The sequence below is a fragment of the Pseudomonas sp. ATCC 13867 genome (genome assembly GCF_000349845.1).
Lineage (GTDB): Bacteria > Pseudomonadota > Gammaproteobacteria > Pseudomonadales > Pseudomonadaceae > Pseudomonas.
Genome location: NC_020829.1, coordinates 3,387,117 through 3,404,118 on the forward strand (window position 1 = coordinate 3,387,117; position 17,002 = coordinate 3,404,118).

The 17,002-nt window shown below is 67.1% G+C and carries 16 protein-coding genes and 1 pseudogene; 10 read left to right on the top strand and 7 right to left on the bottom strand.

Annotation, left to right across the window (positions count from 1 at the left end; translation table 11 throughout):
• Positions 1 to 68: 68 nt before the first annotated feature.
• From H681_RS15010 to aceF, 3 genes are all read left to right on the top strand, one after another.
• Positions 69 to 1,040, top strand: a complete 972-nt coding sequence (locus tag H681_RS15010) for a GGDEF domain-containing protein (RefSeq protein WP_015477727.1) — start codon at positions 69 to 71, stop codon at positions 1,038 to 1,040.
• Positions 1,041 to 1,242: 202 nt separating this feature from the next.
• The gene (gene aceE / locus H681_RS15015; RefSeq protein ID WP_015477728.1) at positions 1,243 to 3,891 is read left to right on the top strand and encodes a pyruvate dehydrogenase (acetyl-transferring), homodimeric type; all 2,649 of its coding nucleotides are present in this window, start codon (positions 1,243 to 1,245) and stop codon (positions 3,889 to 3,891) included.
• A gap of 11 nt (positions 3,892 to 3,902) precedes the next feature.
• Positions 3,903 to 5,828 carry a dihydrolipoyllysine-residue acetyltransferase gene (gene aceF, locus H681_RS15020; protein ID WP_015477729.1) on the top strand — a complete coding sequence of 642 codons (1,926 nt, stop codon included), beginning with the start codon at positions 3,903 to 3,905 and terminating at the stop codon, positions 5,826 to 5,828.
• Positions 5,829 to 5,905: 77 nt separating this feature from the next.
• Here the strand turns inward: aceF and H681_RS15025 are convergent, their stop codons facing one another.
• The 5 genes from H681_RS15025 to H681_RS27250 form a co-directional block, all read right to left on the bottom strand.
• On the bottom strand, positions 5,906 to 6,769 hold the full coding sequence (locus tag H681_RS15025) for an MBL fold metallo-hydrolase (protein WP_015477730.1): 864 nt from the start codon (positions 6,767 to 6,769) through the stop codon (positions 5,906 to 5,908).
• Complete coding sequence (locus H681_RS15030) at positions 6,766 to 7,200, bottom strand: DUF6691 family protein (protein ID WP_015477731.1); 435 nt, start codon at positions 7,198 to 7,200, stop codon at positions 6,766 to 6,768. The genes H681_RS15025 and H681_RS15030 overlap by 4 nt, the downstream gene beginning before the upstream one ends.
• A 3-nt stretch (positions 7,201 to 7,203) precedes the next feature.
• Positions 7,204 to 7,632 carry a YeeE/YedE family protein gene (locus tag H681_RS15035; RefSeq protein WP_015477732.1) on the bottom strand — a complete coding sequence of 143 codons (429 nt, stop codon included), beginning with the start codon at positions 7,630 to 7,632 and terminating at the stop codon, positions 7,204 to 7,206.
• Positions 7,629 to 7,958: an ArsR/SmtB family transcription factor gene (locus H681_RS15040; RefSeq protein WP_015477733.1), complete on the bottom strand. Its 330-nt coding sequence runs from the start codon at positions 7,956 to 7,958 to the stop codon at positions 7,629 to 7,631. Before H681_RS15040 ends, H681_RS15035 begins: the two co-directional genes overlap by 4 nt.
• A 76-nt stretch (positions 7,959 to 8,034) precedes the next feature.
• Positions 8,035 to 8,232 carry a GNAT family N-acetyltransferase gene (locus H681_RS27250; protein WP_080636230.1) on the bottom strand — a complete coding sequence of 66 codons (198 nt, stop codon included), beginning with the start codon at positions 8,230 to 8,232 and terminating at the stop codon, positions 8,035 to 8,037.
• A gap of 14 nt (positions 8,233 to 8,246) precedes the next feature.
• On the opposite strand from H681_RS27250, the pseudogene H681_RS26920 reads away from it, so the two are divergent.
• A pseudogene (locus H681_RS26920) lies at positions 8,247 to 8,480 on the top strand (RimK-like ATPgrasp N-terminal domain-containing protein); the annotation flags it as partial.
• Between the two features lie 89 nt (positions 8,481 to 8,569).
• Here H681_RS26920 and H681_RS15050 read toward each other — a convergent pair.
• Entirely contained in the window at positions 8,570 to 9,673 is a 1,104-nt protein-coding gene (locus tag H681_RS15050; RefSeq protein ID WP_015477734.1) for a WD40/YVTN/BNR-like repeat-containing protein, read from the bottom strand.
• Between the two features lie 9 nt (positions 9,674 to 9,682).
• Positions 9,683 to 9,952: a MoaD/ThiS family protein gene (locus tag H681_RS15055; protein ID WP_015477735.1), complete on the bottom strand. Its 270-nt coding sequence runs from the start codon at positions 9,950 to 9,952 to the stop codon at positions 9,683 to 9,685.
• Between the two features lie 233 nt (positions 9,953 to 10,185).
• Here H681_RS15055 and H681_RS15060 point away from each other — a divergent pair, with 233 nt between their 5' ends.
• The 6 genes from H681_RS15060 to H681_RS15085 all read left to right on the top strand — a co-directional run bounded on the left by H681_RS15060 (position 10,186) and on the right by H681_RS15085 (position 16,996).
• The gene (locus tag H681_RS15060) at positions 10,186 to 10,374 is read left to right on the top strand and encodes a hypothetical protein (RefSeq protein ID WP_015477736.1); all 189 of its coding nucleotides are present in this window, start codon (positions 10,186 to 10,188) and stop codon (positions 10,372 to 10,374) included.
• Between the two features lie 173 nt (positions 10,375 to 10,547).
• On the top strand, positions 10,548 to 11,912 hold the full coding sequence (locus H681_RS15065; RefSeq protein ID WP_015477737.1) for a glutamine synthetase family protein: 1,365 nt from the start codon (positions 10,548 to 10,550) through the stop codon (positions 11,910 to 11,912).
• Between the two features lie 198 nt (positions 11,913 to 12,110).
• Positions 12,111 to 13,424, top strand: coding sequence for an NAD(P)/FAD-dependent oxidoreductase (locus H681_RS15070; RefSeq protein ID WP_015477738.1), 1,314 nt, complete (start codon positions 12,111 to 12,113; stop codon positions 13,422 to 13,424).
• 235 nt (positions 13,425 to 13,659) lie between these two features.
• Positions 13,660 to 14,583, top strand: a complete 924-nt coding sequence (locus H681_RS15075) for a LysR substrate-binding domain-containing protein (RefSeq protein WP_015477739.1) — start codon at positions 13,660 to 13,662, stop codon at positions 14,581 to 14,583.
• 140 nt (positions 14,584 to 14,723) lie between these two features.
• A complete protein-coding gene (locus H681_RS15080) occupies positions 14,724 to 15,809 on the top strand; it encodes an ABC transporter ATP-binding protein (protein ID WP_015477740.1) in 1,086 nt (361 codons plus the stop codon).
• Positions 15,810 to 15,865: 56 nt separating this feature from the next.
• Positions 15,866 to 16,996, top strand: a complete 1,131-nt coding sequence (locus H681_RS15085) for an ABC transporter substrate-binding protein (RefSeq protein ID WP_015477741.1) — start codon at positions 15,866 to 15,868, stop codon at positions 16,994 to 16,996.
• The last annotated feature ends 6 nt before the right edge of the window (positions 16,997 to 17,002 follow it).

A 17,002-nucleotide genomic window follows, 5' to 3' on the forward strand; every position in this document is an offset into this window, starting at 1 on the left:
GCCTGGCGGCGTACCGGGCGCCCCGTGGGTACGGTATAAGCAAGGCACTTTGACACTAGAGAGCCACCATGCTGCACGACGCCCCGACCGATAGCGCGGTCTACAAGACATTGCTCGAATCGACCCGGGCCATCCCCTGGAAGATCGACTGGAAGACCATGACCTTCGCCTACATCGGCCCGCAGATCGAAACGCTGCTGGGCTGGAGCCAGTCCAGCTGGGTCAGCGCCAACGACTGGGCCGAGCGCATGCACCCCGAGGACCGCGAGCGCGTGGTGGACTTCTGCGTGTCGCAATCGCGCAACGGCACCGATCACGAGGCCGACTACCGCGCCCTCACCGCCTCCGGCGACTACATCTGGATTCGCGACGTGGTGCATGTGATGCGCGACGGCAACGGCGAGGTGGACGCCCTGATCGGCTTCATGTTCGACATCAGCGAACGCAAGCGCGCCGAAGAACAGCTGATCCAGCTGCAGCGCCAGCTGGAGGAGTACTCCTACAAGGACGGCCTGACCGGCGTGGCCAACCGGCGCATGTTCGATTCGGTGCTGGAAACCGAATGGGCCAGCGCCCAGCGCAGCGGCCAGCCGCTGTCGCTGATCCTCCTCGATATCGACTACTTCAAGCAGTACAACGACCATTACGGCCACATCCAGGGCGACGACTGCCTGCGCAGCGTCGGCAAGGCGCTGGCCGGCGCGTTGCACCGCCCGCGCGACTTCATCGCCCGCTTCGGCGGCGAGGAGTTCGTCCTGGTGCTGCCGGAAACCGACGGCGACGCCGCGCTCCAGGTGGCCGAGCGCTGCCGCCGCTTCATCCGCGAGCAACGCATTGCCCATGAGCAGTCGAGCGTCGCCCCGCTGCTGACCATCAGCCTCGGCGTCGGCACCGCCGTGCCCCGCGCGGGCGATCGTCCGCTGGACTTCGTGGCGGCGGTGGACCGGCTGCTCTACCAGGCCAAGCAGGGCGGACGCAACCGGCTGGCGGCGGCGCAATGGTCGCGTGACGAGGGCTCGATGCGGGACGGCACACGCTGATTTGCGGCGCTGCGACCTCCTGACACGACAATCTGCCCCGACAGTCTCGGCAAGGCTGTCTAAGCTCTATCCCACACGCGCGTGCCGGCGGCAGGCAACGAGGTCCGGAATCGGACCCTGGCCTATCCGCCAACCTGGCGGTGGGACTGGCCCCGGAGCCGGCATAGCGTAGAGCCGACCCCGTAAACCAGGACCCCTGACCATGCACGATATCGACCCCGTGGAAACCCAGGAATGGCTGGACGCGCTGGAATCCGTACTGGAAAAGGAAGGTGAGGAGCGCGCCCACTACCTGATGACCCGCCTCGGTGAGCTGGCCAGCCGCACCGGCACCCAACTGCCCTACGCCATCACCACGCCCTACCGCAACACCATCCCGGTCACCCATGAAGCCCGCATGCCCGGCGACCTGTTCATGGAGCGCCGCATCCGCTCGCTGGTGCGCTGGAATGCCCTGGCGATGGTGATGCGCGCCAACCACAAGGACTCGTCGCTGGGTGGACACATCTCCACCTTCGCCTCCTCGGCGACCCTCTACGACATCGGCTTCAACTACTTCTTCAACGGCCCCACCGACGAACACGCCGGCGACCTGATCTACTTCCAGGGCCACGCGTGCCCCGGCATCTACGCCCGCGCCTATATCGAAGGCCTGCTGACGGACGAGCAACTGGTGAACTTCCGCCAGGAGGTGGACGGCAAGGGGCTCCCCTCCTACCCGCACCCGCGCCTGATGTCGCACTTCTGGCAGTTCCCGACCGTGTCGATGGGCCTGGGGCCGATCCAGGCGATCTACCAGGCGCGCTTCATGAAATACCTGGAAAGCCGCGGCTTCATTCCCGCCGGCAAGCAGAAGGTCTGGTGCTTCCTCGGCGACGGCGAAACCGATGAACCGGAATCCCTGGGCGCGATCTCCCTCGCCGGGCGCGAGAGGCTGGACAACCTGATCTTCGTGGTGAACTGCAATCTGCAGCGCCTCGACGGTCCGGTACGCGGCAACGGCAAGATCATCCAGGAGCTGGAAGGCGTATTCCGCGGCGCCAACTGGAACGTGATCAAGGTGATCTGGGGCCGCTTCTGGGACCCACTCTTCGCCAAGGACACCACCGGCCTCTTGCAGGCACGGATGGATGCGGCGGTGGACGGCGACTACCAGAACTACAAGGCCAAGGACGGCGCCTACGTCCGCGAGCACTTCTTCGGTACCCGGCCGGAGCTGCTGGAGATGGTCAAGGACCTCTCCGACGAGGAAATCTGGAAGCTCAACCGGGGCGGGCACGACCCCTACAAGGTCTACGCCGCCTACCATGCCGCGGTGAACCACACCGGCCAGCCCAGCGTGGTGCTGGCCAAGACCATCAAGGGCTACGGCACCGGCACCGGCGAAGCGAAGAACATCGCGCACAACATCCACGAGGTCGACGTCGACAGCCTGCGCGCCTTCCGCGACCGTTTCGACATCCCGATCAAGGACGCGGACCTCGCCAAGCTGCCCTTCTACCGCCCCGACGAAGGCAGTGCCGAAGCACGCTACCTGAAGGAGCGCCGCGCCTCCCTGGGCGGCTTCATGCCCCATCGCCACGGCAACAGCCAGCGCATCCCGGCACCGCCGCTGGAAACCTTGAAAGCCATGCTCGACGGTACCGGCGATCGCGAGATTTCCACCACGATGGCCTTCGTGCGGATCATCTCGCAACTGGTCAAGGACAAGGAGCTGGGCCCGCGCATCGTGCCGATCATCCCTGACGAAGCACGCACCTTCGGCATGGAAGGCATGTTCCGCCAGCTCGGCATCTACTCCTCGGTGGGCCAGCTCTACGAGCCGGTCGACAAGGAACAGCTGATGTTCTATCGCGAGGACAAGAAGGGCCAGATTCTCGAGGAAGGCATCACCGAAGCCGGCGGCATGTCGTCGTTCATCGCCGCCGGCACCGCCTACAGCAACTACCGCCAGCCGATGCTGCCGTTCTACATCTTCTACTCGATGTTCGGCTTCCAGCGCATCGGCGACCTGGCCTGGGCCGCCGGCGACAGCCTGACGCGCGGCTTCCTGCTCGGCGGCACCGCCGGGCGCACCACGCTCAACGGCGAGGGCCTGCAGCACGAGGACGGCCACAGCCACGTGCTGGCCTCGGTCATCCCCAACTGCCGCACCTACGACCCGACCTACTCCTACGAGCTGGCGGTGATCATCCAGGAGGGCGTGCGGCAGATGATGCAGGAGCAGCAGGAGGTCTTCTACTACATCACCGTGATGAACGAGAACTACCCGCACCCGCCGCTGCCCAAGGGTGTCGAGGCCGGGATCATCAAGGGCATGTACCTGCTCGACGAGGACAGGAAGGACGCGGCGCACCACGTGCAGTTGCTCGGCTCCGGGACCATCCTGCGCGAGGTCGAGGCCGCCGCGAGGATACTGCGCGAAGACTTCGGCATCGGCGCCGACGTCTGGTCGGTACCCAGCTTCAACGAACTGCGCCGCGATGGCCTGGCGGTGGAGCGCTGGAACCGTCTGCATCCGGGCCAGAAGCCCAGGCCCAGCTATGTCGAGCAATGCCTCTCCGGCCGGCGAGGGCCGGTGATCGCCTCCACCGACTACCTGAAGGTCTACGCCGAGCAGATCCGCCAGTGGGTACCGGGCAAGGAGTACAAGGTGCTGGGCACCGACGGCTTCGGCCGCAGCGACACCCGCGCCAAGCTCCGCCACTTCTTCGAGGTGGACCGTCACTGGGTAGTGCTGGCTGCGCTCGAAGCCCTGGCCGACCGTGGCGACCTCGAACCGAAGGTGGTGGCCGAGGCCATCGCCAGGTTCGGCCTCGATCCCGAGAAACCCAACCCGCTGGATTGCTGAGGAGAGGCACGATGAGCGAGACCATCCGCGTACCCGACATCGGCAACGGCCAGGGCGAAGTCATCGAACTGCTGGTCAAGGTCGGCGACCGCGTGGAGGCCGAACAGAGCCTGCTGACGCTGGAGTCGGACAAGGCCAGCATGGAAATCCCCTGTCCCCGCGCCGGCGTGGTGAAAGCCATCAAGGTGAAGATCGGCGACACCCTCAAGGAAGGCGACGACATCCTCGAGCTGGAGGCCGAAGGCGGAGCCGCCGAAGCGCCGGCCCCCACCCCGCCCGCCGCCGCGGCTCCGAAACCGCCCGCAACGCCCGAGCCCCGACCCGCTGCCGGTGGCGGCGGCCTGGAAACCATCAAGGTCCCGGATATCGGCAACGGCCAGGGCGAGATCATCGAACTGATGGTCAAGGTCGGCGACCGCATCGAAGCCGACCAGAGCCTGCTGACCCTGGAATCCGACAAGGCCAGCATGGAAATCCCCGCGCCGAAAGCCGGCGTGGTGAAGGCGATCAAGGTGAAGATCGGCGACACGCTCAAGGAAGGCGACGACATCCTCGAGCTGGAAACCGAGGGTGGCGCGCCGGCCGCCAGCGCGCCCGCCGAACCGGCGCCGGCGGCGCAAGACACGCCCGCCGCAACACCGGCAACGGCACCCGCCCCTTCAGGTGGTGGCGTGGAAACCATCCGGGTGCCGGACATCGGCAATGGCGAGGGCCAGGTCATCGAACTGATGGTCAAGGCCGGCGACCGCATCGAGGCCGACCAGAGCCTGCTGACCCTGGAATCCGACAAGGCCAGCATGGAAATCCCCGCGCCGAAAGCCGGCGTGGTGAAGGCGCTCCAGGTGAAGATCGGCGACACCCTCAAGGAAGGCGATGCCATCCTCGAACTGGAAGTCGCCGGTGGCGCCGCGCCGGCCCAGGCTCAATCCCGGGTTCAGACGCCCAGCGCGGAGCAGCCCGTCGCCAGGGCCGAGCCGCCCAAGGCGCCGGACGTCTCCCCGGTGGGCGCGCCCAGCCGCGATGGCGCCAAGGTCCATGCCGGTCCGGCGGTGCGCATGGTCGCCCGCGAGTTCGGTGTCGATCTCGCCCAGGTGAAAGGCACCGGTCCGAAAGACCGCATCCTCAAGGAGGACGTGCAGGCGTTCGTCAAGGAGCAGTTGCAACGCGGCAAGTCGGCGTCGGCCGGTACCACTGGCGGGGCTGGCATCCCGCCGATCCCGGAAGTCGACTTCAGCAAGTTCGGCGAAGTGGAAGAAGTCGCCATGACCCGCCTGATGCAGGTCGGCGCCGCCAACCTGCACCGCAGCTGGCTCAACGTGCCCCACGTCACCCAGTTCGAGTCCGCCGACATCACCGAGGCGGAAGCCTTCCGCATCGCGCAGAAAGCGGCGGCGGAAAAGGCCGGGACCAAGCTGACCATCCTGCCGATCCTGCTCAAGGCCTGCGCCCATCTGCTGCGCGAGCTGCCGGACTTCAACAGCTCCCTGGCTCCCAGCGGCAAGGCGCTGATCCGCAAGAAGTACGTGCACATCGGCTTCGCCGTGGACACCCCGGACGGCCTGCTGGTGCCGGTGATCCGCGACGTCGACCGGAAGAGCCTGCTGCAACTGGCCGCCGAGGCCGCCGAACTGGCGGAGAAGGCGCGGACCAAGAAGCTCTCCGCCGACGCCATGCAGGGCGCCTGCTTCACCATCTCCAGCCTGGGGCATATCGGCGGCACCGGCTTCACGCCGATCGTCAACGCGCCGGAAGTGGCGATCCTCGGCGTCAGCAAGGCGGCGATACAGCCGGTGTGGGACGGCAAGGCCTTCCAGCCGCGCCTGATGCTGCCGCTATCGCTGTCCTACGACCACCGGGTGATCAACGGCGCGGCGGCGGCGCGGTTCACCCGGCGGCTGGGCGAGTTGCTGGGGGATATTCGCAGTCTGCTGTTGTAACGCGGTTCGCGAGCAAGCTCGCTCCTACAGGTGGGGCAGGCCTGCTCTTCGCAGGAGCGGGCTTGCTCGCGAACCCATCACATCCGATCCAGCGGAATCCTCAAATAGCGCACGCCGTTGTCCTCCGCCTCCGGCAGCACCCCACCGCGCATGTTCACCTGGATCGACGGCCAGATCAGCGCTGGCGCATGCAGCGTCGCGTCGCGCTGCCGGCGCATGGCGACGAAAGCCTCCTCGCCCACGCCATCGTGCACGTGCACGTTGTCCCTGCGCTGCCGCGCGACGGTGGTTTCGTACGCGTGCTCCTGCCGATCCGGCGTCAGGTAGTCGTGGCACATGAACAGCCGGGTCTCGTCCGGCAGCGCGAACAATCGCTGGATCGAGCGGTACAGCTGGCGCGCATCGCCGCCTGGGAAGTCGCAGCGGGCGGTGCCGTAGTCGGGCATGAACAGGGTGTCGCCGACGAAGGCCGCATCGCCCACCCGGTAGGTCATGCACGCCGGCGTGTGGCCGGGGGTATGCAGCGCCTCGGCTTCCAGCTCACCAATGAAGAAACGCTCGCCATCGCTGAACAGGTGGTCGAACTGGCTGCCGTCGCAGGGAAACGCCGCGCCCAGGTTGAGCAACCCGGCGAAGGTGTGCTGCACCGGCGCAATGGCTGCGCCGATGGCCAGCCGCCCGCCCAGTTCGTCCTTGAGCCAGGCCGAGGCGGACAGGTGATCGGCATGCAGGTGGGTCTCCAGCAGCCACTCCACCGTCAGCCCCTGTTCGCGCACGTAGTCGCGGATGCTCCGGGCATTGCCGTAACCGATGCGTCCGGCGGCGGCATCGTAGTCGAGCACCGGGTCGACGATGGCGCAGCGCCCGGTGCCGGGGTCGGCCACCACATAGCTGTAGGTGGAGGTGGCCGGATCGAAGAAGGGTTGGAGAGTGGCGCTCATGCGGGTCTCCTCGTCGCGTCGCGTTGCCATTCGTAGCCGGCGTGCAGGCCCACGCCCGCCAGCATGGCCAGGCAGAACAGCGCGCCCTGCCAGTAGCCGGCGGCAACGGTCACCAGCGCCGGTCCCGGACAGATGCCGGCAATCCCCCAGCCGACTCCGAACAACAGGCTTCCGCCGATCAGTTGGCCATCCAGATCGCGCCGCGTGGGCAACTGCATGGCCCCACCCAGCAGCGCGCGATCATGCCGCCGCGCCCAGGCGAAGAACGGCAGCGCCACGCCGATGGCGGCCGCCATCACCAGCGCCAGCGACGGGTCCCAGCGCCCGGCGAGATCGAGGAAACCCAGCACCTTCGCCGGATTGGCCAGCCCCGACAGCAGCAGGCCGACGCCGAACAGCAGCCCGGCCAGAAACGCGACGATCTTGCCCATGTCTCAGCCTCCCAGCAGGTGACGCAGGATGAACACGGTGGTGAAGCCGGTGCCCATGAAGCACAGCGTCGCCACCAGGGAGCGGCCGGACAGCCGCGACAGGCCACAGACGCCATGCCCGCTGGTGCAGCCGGAGCCGAAGCGGCTGCCGACGCCGACCAGCAACCCCGCCACCAGCAAGGTCGCCCAGCCGGCGTCGAAGCGAATCTCCGGCAGCGGCCGCAGCAGCGCCCACAGCAGCGGCGCCGCCAGCAGGCCGAGCAGGAACAGTGATCCCTCCCCGCCCCACGCGGCGCGCTTGAACAGGCCGCCGAGCAAACCGCTGATGCCGGCGATACGGCCATCGAGCACGGCGAAGAGCCCCGCCGCCAGCCCGATCAACGCGCCACCGGCCAGGGCGCTCCAGGGTGTGAAGCTGGTCCAGTCGATCATTTCGCTGCCTCCGCGCAGAACAGCCGGTACAGCGTCTCGATCACCGCCAGCGCCTGCTGGCTGGCAATGCGGTAGTAGACCTGCTTGCCCTCGCGGCGGGTTTCCACCAGTTCTTCGCGGCGCAGCACGGCCAGTTGCTGCGACAGGGTGGGCTGGCTGATGCCGGTGAGGGCTTCCAGCTCGCCGACGTTCAGCTCGCCCTGGGCCAACTGGCAGAGCAGCATCAGGCGGTCGGTGTTGGCCAGCGCCTTGAGCAGCTGGCAGGCGGATTCGGCGGATTGATGCAGACGCAGCGCGTCGGCGGGGTCGAGCGTGGTGGCGGTCATGGGAACGATCTACCAATAAATAATCTATATTTTTATAGATTGTTTTTCGTGCCCTGACCAGACCCTCAGGCCTTTCTCAGATCAGCGGCTGCTCATAGCGCCAGGCATCGGCAGCGTCCGCGTAGAACCCCCGGATATGGCCGGAGCGCCGATAACCCCGCCATTCGTAGAGGCCGATGGCAACACTGTTATCGACGCGCACTGCAAGCCGCAGCACGTTGCAGCCGTGCCGCGCGGCGAACAGTTCCGCCTGCTCCAGCAGGCCACCGCCCAGCCCCCCCCTGCGCCAGAATCGACCTCGAACCGCTGCAGCCCATCGCCCGCCAGCTGTTCGAGGCCTTCCCCTGCCCGATCCTGCTGGTGGACTTCCGCCGCACCGATGCCTGGCCTATCGCCGGTGCGCCCCCCGGCGCCCCGCACTAGCTGCGGGAGAACCATCGCCGACGCCCTCGACCGCTTCAGCCGGCGCGTCTGGCGCAGCCCAACTCGCGGCGCCTGGCGCGCTATGACCTGGCTATCCTGATCGCCATCGTCGTCTTCGGCACCGCGATCAACTATTTCGACCATCGCATGAGGCCGCGCGAGGTGCGCGAGCAGGCCAGGCGCAAGGCTCAGCCGAAGCGCACGCAGTAGATCGGCGGCAGGTTGGCCGAGAGGCATTGCCAATGGTCGCCACCATTCTCCGACAGCCACAGCCCACCGGTGGTGGAGCCCATCGCCAGGCACACACCATCGTCGTCCACCGCCAGGCCGTGGCGGTACACCAGGTCGAATGCCGGGCCTTGCGGCAGTCCGCCGTCCAGCACCTCGAAACTGGCGCCGCCATCGCGGGTACGGGTAACCACGAAGCGGCCGTCCACCGGCACCCGGCATTCGTCCTTCACCGCCGGGACGAACCAAGCGGTATCCGGCTGGGTCGGGTGCACCGCGACGGCGAAGCCGAAGCTGGAGGGTTTGACCGGCACATCGTGCCAGCGCGCGCCGCCATCGGCGGAGGTGAAGATGCCGTTGTGGTGCTGCACCCACAGGCGGTCGGGTTGCGCCGGGCACTGCACCAGGCGGTGCGGGTCCTGGATGGCACCGTCCTCGCGCAGTTCCGGCGGCATGTAGTCGGCGTACATGCCCGCCGTGGTGTTGCGCCAGTTGGCGCCGCCGTCGTCGCTCTGCCAGACGCCGCCGCAGGACACCCCCACGGTCAGGTGCTGGCTGTCGCGCGGATCCACGCTGACCGAGTGGATGCCCGGCCAGTCGTAGCCGCCGCCGAACCAGCGGGCGCGCTCGGGGCGGTCCCATAGCGAACGATTCAGCTCCCAGCTGTCGCCAGCGTCGGCGCTGCGGAACAGCCCGCCGGGAATGGTCCCGGCCCAGAGCACGCCCGGTTCGCTGGCGCCGCCGGTCTCCAGGCACCAGATCTGTTGCAGGGTCCAGGGCGCGGGCGGGGCATCGCCCTCCTTCGGGGTCGGCAATGGGTCCGGCTGCGGCGGGTAGACCGGCACGGCGACCTCCTGCCAGGCCTCGCCGGGACGCTGGCGCCACAGCTTGCAGCCGAAGTGGCCGAGGTTGAGGGCGGCGTAGAGGGTTTCGTCGCGGGGATCGGCCAGCACCATGCTCAGGGGCTCGCCGATAAATTCGCGGCGCGCCTCCTGCCAGCCGTTCGCGCCACGCTGGAAGGTGAACAGCCCCTTGCGGGTCGCCACCAGCAGTCGATCGTCCATTTCCGCCTCCTAACCGCCGCTCAGGGCCTGGACCACGTAGACCTCACTGTCCGCCGCCAGCGCATCGCTGAGGCGGGCGCGGTCGCGCAGGCGCAGGCCGTCGATGAATATCGTCAGGTGCCGGCGCAGCCCGCCCTGGTCGTCCAGCAGGTAGCCGCGCAGGGCCGGCGCCTCGGCGAATACCGTCTCCAGCGCCGCGCGCAACGTCGGCGCCGCCAGCTCGCGTTCCTCCAGTGCGACGTGGCGCTGGATCGAGGGAGCGAAGACGATGCGGCACATGGGCGGGCCCGATACTGACGAACGATGTTCCCAGTGTAAGAGAGGCACACTCCCCCATCGGAGCACACGACCAACTGCACTCGATCCCCCGCGATACCTCTGGCACGGCGCTCGTAGCGACGGGGCCTCGGCATTCAGTTTCGTTTTTTCAAAACCAAGCATCTTGAAAATCACATTTAATAAACGCATGTGCCTGTGCGAGGCTGCTTCCAACGTCAGCCAACTCGTCCCCCATGCATCTGCTCGTTTCGCCCGCACCGCTGGAACCCGTCGCCGCCCGCAAGGCCGGCAGCGTCGTCCGCCTGCCGCGCAAACATGCCCGCTGGCTCGAACTGCAACCGCTGACCCTGCCTCTCGAACTGGCCTTCTGGGCGCTCTGGCATTGCCGCCATGCGCGTCCACCGGATAGCGCCAACCGCTGACGGGCCGCCGCGCCCGAACTCCATCGACGGAACTACGCTCAAGGAAGGCCCGACGCCCTCCCCGAACCAGACGTAGCCCGTCACATCGCTTGCCTGCCTTTATCTCCGCACTCCAAGTGCGGCCCTGGCCTGCAGGTCGTCAGCGCATCCGGCTGGATGCTAACGAGAGCCCCATGAATTTCGCCTCCGTGCAAGAAGCCCACACCTTCCTGGCCCAGAACCCCGATATCGAGATGGTCGAGCTGTTCATCCTCGACGCCAACGGCGTGCCGCGCGGCAAGCTGCTGCACCGCGAGGAACTGCTCGCCGTGTACCAGTCCGGCCGGCCGCTGCCGAGCACCATCCTCGGCCTGACCATGCACGGCGAGGATGTGGAGGATTCCGGGCTGGTCTGGGACGTGGGCGACATCGACTGCCGCGCCTACCCGCTGGCCGGCAGCCTGGTGCGCCTGCCCTGGCGGCAGATTCCCACGGCGGCGGTGCAGGTCAGCATGCACCCCGAGCAAGGCAAGCCGGCGGACATCGCCGACCCGCGCCATGTCCTGATCCACGTGATCGACGGTCTCAAGGCCGCTGGCTACCACCCGGTGATGGCCTGCGAGCTGGAGTTCTACCTGCTGGACGCCAAGCGCGACGCCAACGGCCGCCCGCAACCGGCGCTGGATGCCGACGGCGGCCGCCCGCGCGCCACCCAGGTCTACGGCCTGCGCGAGCTGGAACAGATCGAGCCGTTCCTCGCCGACCTCTATGCCGCGTGCAAGGCTCAGGGCATTCCGGCGCGCACGGCGATTTCCGAGTACGCGCCGGGCCAGGTGGAGATCACCCTGGAGCACGGCGACGCACTCACCGCAATGGACCAGGCGGTGCGCTACAAGCGCCTGGTCAAAGGTGTGGCGCACAAGCACGGGATGCAGGCGTGCTTCATGGCCAAGCCGTTCGACGACCTGGCCGGCACCGGCATGCACATGCACGTGTCGCTGGCCGATGCCGAGGGCAACAACCTGTTCGCCAGCGAGGACCCTGCCGGCACGCCGCTGCTGCGCCAATCCGTGGGCGGCATGCTGAAAAGCCTGCTCGACTCGCTGCTGCTGTTCTGCCCCAACGCCAACTCCTACCGTCGCTTCCAGGCCAACAGCTATGCGCCGCTGGCGCCGACCTGGGGCTGCGACAACCGCACCGTGAGCCTGCGCGTACCCGGCGGACCGGCCCATACCCGCCACGTGGAGCACCGTATCTGCGGCGCCGACGCCAACCCCTACCTGGCTGCCGCGGCGATCCTCGCCGGCATCCATCGCGGCATCCGCGAGGAGATCGACCCGGGCGCGCCGGTGGAAGGCAACGGCTATGCCCAGGCCAAGGAACTGCTGCCCACCGACTGGTTGACCTCACTGCGCGCGCTGGAGCGCTCCAGCTGGGCGCGGGATGCGCTGGGGCACGAATTCCTCGGCGTCTACCTGAAGGTCAAGCAGGCCGAATATCGCCAGTTCATGGGTGAGGTCGGCGAGCAGGACTGGCGCTGGTATCTGACGCAAGCGTGAAGTTGTGATGGAAGAATTGAAGAACCCCTCACCCCAGCCCTCTCCCAGAGGGAGAGGGGGCCGTTCGTGCCGAGATGAGCCTTTCGCTCACTGAAGCCATCGGCGGAAACCGAATTTTCAGCCCGCTCCAATCAGCTCCCTCTCCCTTCAGGGAGAGGGCTGGGGAGAGGGAAAGCGAACAACAACAGGAACACCGAAATGAACGCTGCACTGAACCCCGCCACGCCCGCCCCCGAGCGCGCGAAGTCCTACTACTCCGCGAGCCTCAACGAAGAGACCGGCTACCCCACGCTGCAAGGCGAGGTGAGCGTCGACATCGCCATCATCGGCGGCGGCTTCACCGGCGTCGCCACCGCCGTGGAACTGGCCGAGCGCGGCTACAAGGTGGCCATCGTCGAGACCAACAAGGTCGGCTGGGGCGCCAGCGGGCGCAACGGCGGGCAGGTCACCGGCAGCCTCTCGGGCGACGCCGCGATGGAGAAGCAGATGCGCCAGTGGCTGGGCGACGACGTCGACGACTTCATCTGGCACCTGCGCTGGCGCGGCCACGAGATCATCAAGAGCCGCGTGGAGAAGTACGGCATCGCCTGCGACCTGAAGTTCGGCCACCTGCACGCGGCCATGAAGCCGTCGCACATGGACGAGCTGAAGGCCACCTTCGACGACGCCAAGCGCCGTGGCATGGGCGACGAGATCAGCCTGCTGGACGGTGCCGGCGTGCGCGCGCACCTGGAGAGCGACCTCTACTGCGGCGCCATCAAGAACACCCGCAACATGCACCTGCACCCGCTCAACCTGTGTATCGGCGAGGCCAAGGCCGCCGCCAGCCTGGGCACGCTGATCTTCGAGCACTCCGAGGTACTGGACATCATCCACGGCGCGCGCCCGGCGGTGGTCACCAAAGGCGGGCGGATCAACGCCGCGCAAGTGATGCTCGCCGGCGACGTCTACCACAAGCTGGAACGCAAGCAGCTCAAGGGCATGATCTTCCCGGCGATGGGCGGCATCGTCACCACCAAGCCGCTGGGCGAGCTGGCCAAGCGCATCAACCCGCAGGACCTGGCGGTCTACGACTGCCGCTTCGTGCTCGACTACTACCGCATGACCGGCGACGGCCGCCTGCTGTTCGGCGGCGGCGCCAACTACTCGGGCCGCGACTCGCGCGACATCGCCGGCGAACTGCGCCCGTGCATCGAACGCACCTTCCCGGCGCTCAAGGGCGTGGACATCGAGTTCCAGTGGAGCTGCGCCATGGGCATTGTGATGAACCGCATCCCGCAGCTGGGCAAGCTGTCGGAGAACGTCTGGTACTGCCAGGGCTACTCCGGCCACGGCGTGGCGACCACCCACATCATGGGCGAGATCATGGCCACCGCGATGACCGGCGACCTGGAGAAGTTCGACACCTTCGCCCAGTGCAAGCACATCCGCGTGCCCATGGGCGACGTGTTCGGCAACCCGATGCTGGCCGCGGGCATGTGGTACTACCAGATGATGGAGAAGCTGCGCTGATAGCAGACTGCGAGGCCAACCTGTAGGAGCGAGCTTGCTCGCGAACGGGCTCCGCAGCGGGGCGGAATTCGCGAGCAAGCTCGCTCCTACAGGGGGTTCGCCGTCACCATCGCCGCAGCGACTTGCGCATCACGAAACGCCAGGAAACAGGCGCCCAGTGCGCCCGTACCCGCAGCCACTCGACACCACCGCCGCGCTCAGGGATAAAGGCTCCACTTCGAAATTGGAGTGAGCCATGCGTTTCCCCTCGATGACCGCCCTGCGCGTGCTCGACGCCGTTGCCCGCCTGGGCAGCCTGTCCGGCGCGGCCAGCGAACTGAGCCTGACCCGCAGCGCCGTCAGCCACCAGTTGCACAGCCTGGAAGACTGCCTGGGCATCCCGCTTACCGAACGGGTCGGCCGCGGCATCGCGCTGACCTACCACGGCGAATGCTTCGCCCGCGAAACCCAGCGCGCCCTGGCGATCCTCAACGAGGCGCGGCGCTTCGCCAATGCCGAGGAAGTGGCCGGCCGCCTGTGCGTGAGCTGCACGCCGGGCTTCGCCACCTACTGGCTGTGCCACCAGATCGGCAAGTTCCAGCGCGCCCACCCGCAGGTGGAACTGAACCTGGTCTCGCCCCGGATTCCCGACGACGTCACCAACCGCGACGTCGACCTGTTCATCGCCTACGGCGTGGGCGACTGGCCGGACCTGCATGTGGAGCTGATCGCCACCCTCGACACCTTCCCGGTGTGCAGCCCGTCGCTGCTCAACTCGGTGGGCGGCCTGGACTCGCCGGAAGATCTCGCCAGCCTGCCCTTCCTGCACATGGTCGATCACTCCGACTGGCTGCTCTGGGCCGCCGCGGCCGGGGTGCGCGACCTCAACGTGCGCAACGGTATCGTCTTCTCCGACGCCCACCTGGTGCAGTCGGCGGCCATCGCCGGACAAGGCGTGGCAATGGGCGACGCACTGGTCAGCGGCGATGCGATGGCCAAGGGGCAACTGGTGCGGCTGTTCAACGTCGCCATCGAGCCGCCCAACCGCTACTACTTCGTCACCGACCCGGCGAAGACCGAACGCCCCGACGTGCGGGCTTTCAAGGCCTGGATGAAGGCCGAACTGCGCATGTCCGAGCAGTTCCGCCAGGGCGGTCGCAATGTCCTGATTGGTGAATAATTTCGAACAATAAGGGAGAAAAAACGCGATTGAAGCGAAGAGAGTTTTAACAATACTGCATTAAAAAAAGGCCGCCGATTTTTACCCCGATCCTCACCCGGCGGCTGCTCGAACAAGAACAAGAAATCGAGGTAAATGCAGTGGAGCGACAGCCCCAACTACGTGCCATCGGCATCGGCAAGAGCTACGGCAGTTTCAACGCGCTGGACAACGTGTCCATCGACATCCGCCAGGGCGAGTTCCTGACCCTCCTCGGGCCTTCGGGCTCCGGCAAGACCACCTTCCTGATGATCCTCGCCGGCTTCCAGGACCCGTCCCGCGGCAAGCTCGAAGAGGGCGGCGCCGACATCACCAAACGCCCTGCCGAGAAGCGCAACTTCGGCATGGTGTTCCAGGGCTACGCCCTGTTCCCGCACATGAGTATCGAGGACAACGTCGCCTTCCCGCTGAAGATCCGTGGCGTGAAGGCCGAGGAACGCAACCGTCGCGTGCGCCACATGCTCGAAGTGGTCGGCCTCGGCGAGCACCTGGGCAAGCGCCCCGGCGAGCTCTCCGGCGGCCAGCAGCAACGCGTGGCCATCGCCCGCGCACTGGTGTTCGAGCCGGACATGCTGCTGCTCGACGAACCCCTCTCGGCGCTGGACAAGAACCTGCGCGAGCAGCTGCAGGCCGAACTGCAGCGCATCCACCGCCAGGTCGGCACCACCTTCGTCTTCGTCACCCACGACCAGAACGAAGCCCTCGCCCTGTCCACCCGCATCGCCATCTTCAACCGTGGCCAACTGGCCCAGGTCGACGACCCGCAGACCATCTACAACCAACCCAGCAACCGCTTCGTCGCCGAGTTCCTCGGCAAGATGAACCTGTTCCCGCTGAGCCAGGTGGGCCGTGCCGGCGAACTGGCCTGCGGACGCTTCGGCGAGGCCGAGCTGCGCGCCGGCTACTCCCCGGCCGTGCAGGCCGAAGCACCGCTGCTGGCCGTGCGTCCGGAACACATGCAGCTGCATAGCGTGCCGCCCCAGGTGAATGGCCACAACGTGGTGCAGGCGGTACTCACCGCCAAGACCTACCAGGGCGCCAGCACCGAGCTGTGCCTGGGTGCCGGCAGCGAGGGCAAGCAACCGATGAGCCTGGCCGTGCACGCCGACCACCAGGCCTCGCGCCTGGAACAGGGTGCCAAGGTCTGGCTGAGCTGGCCCATCGAGAAAAGCCTGCTGATCGCCTGAGTCGCCGAACGCGTTCGTCCCCTATTCGCCATCCCACCTGATCGGGAGCTGCACCCATGTTCAATCCGAAAGAGTTCAATCCTCACCAGCAAGACTGCATCGAAGTCCTCATCGAAAAGACCCGCCGCGGGCAGATCGACCGCCGCACCTTCCTCAAGGGTATGGGCCTGATGGCCGCCCTGCCGCTGGCCCTGCGCAGCGGCGTGAGCTTCGCTGCCGGCGACAAGCCGCTGGTGGTGGTGAACTGGGGCGGCGACGCCATCAAGGCGTTCGGCAAGGCCTGGACCGAGGGCTTCAGCAAGGCCACCGGCATCCCGGTGAAGATCGACGGCAGCGGCCCCACCGAGGGCGCCATCCGCACCCAACTGTCCAGCGGCCGGGTGAGCTGGGACGTGGTCGACGCGGAAAGCTCAATCCTGCAGAACCTGGGCAAGGAAGGCCTGGTACAGGCCATCGACTACAACGTCGTCTCGAAGGACAAGGTGCTGCCCGGCTTCGCCTACGAATACGGCATCGCCGACTACATGCTCAGCTACGTGATCGCCTACGACAGCGAGCGCTTCGGCGACAAGGCGCCCAAGACCTGGGCCGACTTCTGGGACGTGAAGACCTTCCCCGGCAAGCGCACCCTCTACAAGTGGATGAACGGCATGCTCGAGGCCGCGCTGCTGGCCGACGGCGTGGCGCCGGACAAGCTCTACCCGCTGGACGTGGCGCGCGCCATGAAGAAGATCGAGGAGCTCAAACCCCACGTGCTGGCCTTCTGGGGCTCGGGCGCGGAGACTCAGCAGTTGCTGATCGAGGGCGAAGTATCCATGGGCGCGATCTGGAACACCCGCGCCCAGGTAATCACCGAGGACAGCGAAGACCGCATCAAGTGGACCTTCGACAACGCCCTGCTGGGCTGCAGCAACTGGGGCGTGCTCAAGGGCAACCCGGCCGGCACCGAGGCGGCCATGAAGTTCATCGCCTACGCCCAGGACCCGCAGTCCCAGGTGGAACTGTTCAAGATGTTCGGCAACGGCCCGGCCAACCCTGCCGCCGCCGCGCTGATCCCGGACGACCGCAAGCACCTGAACTGCACCGACCCGGCCAACCTGCCCAAGCAGATCATGCTCAGCCACGAGTGGTACACCGACCACTACGCGGCAACCCTGGAGCAGTACCTGACCCACATTTCCAAGTGACGCGGA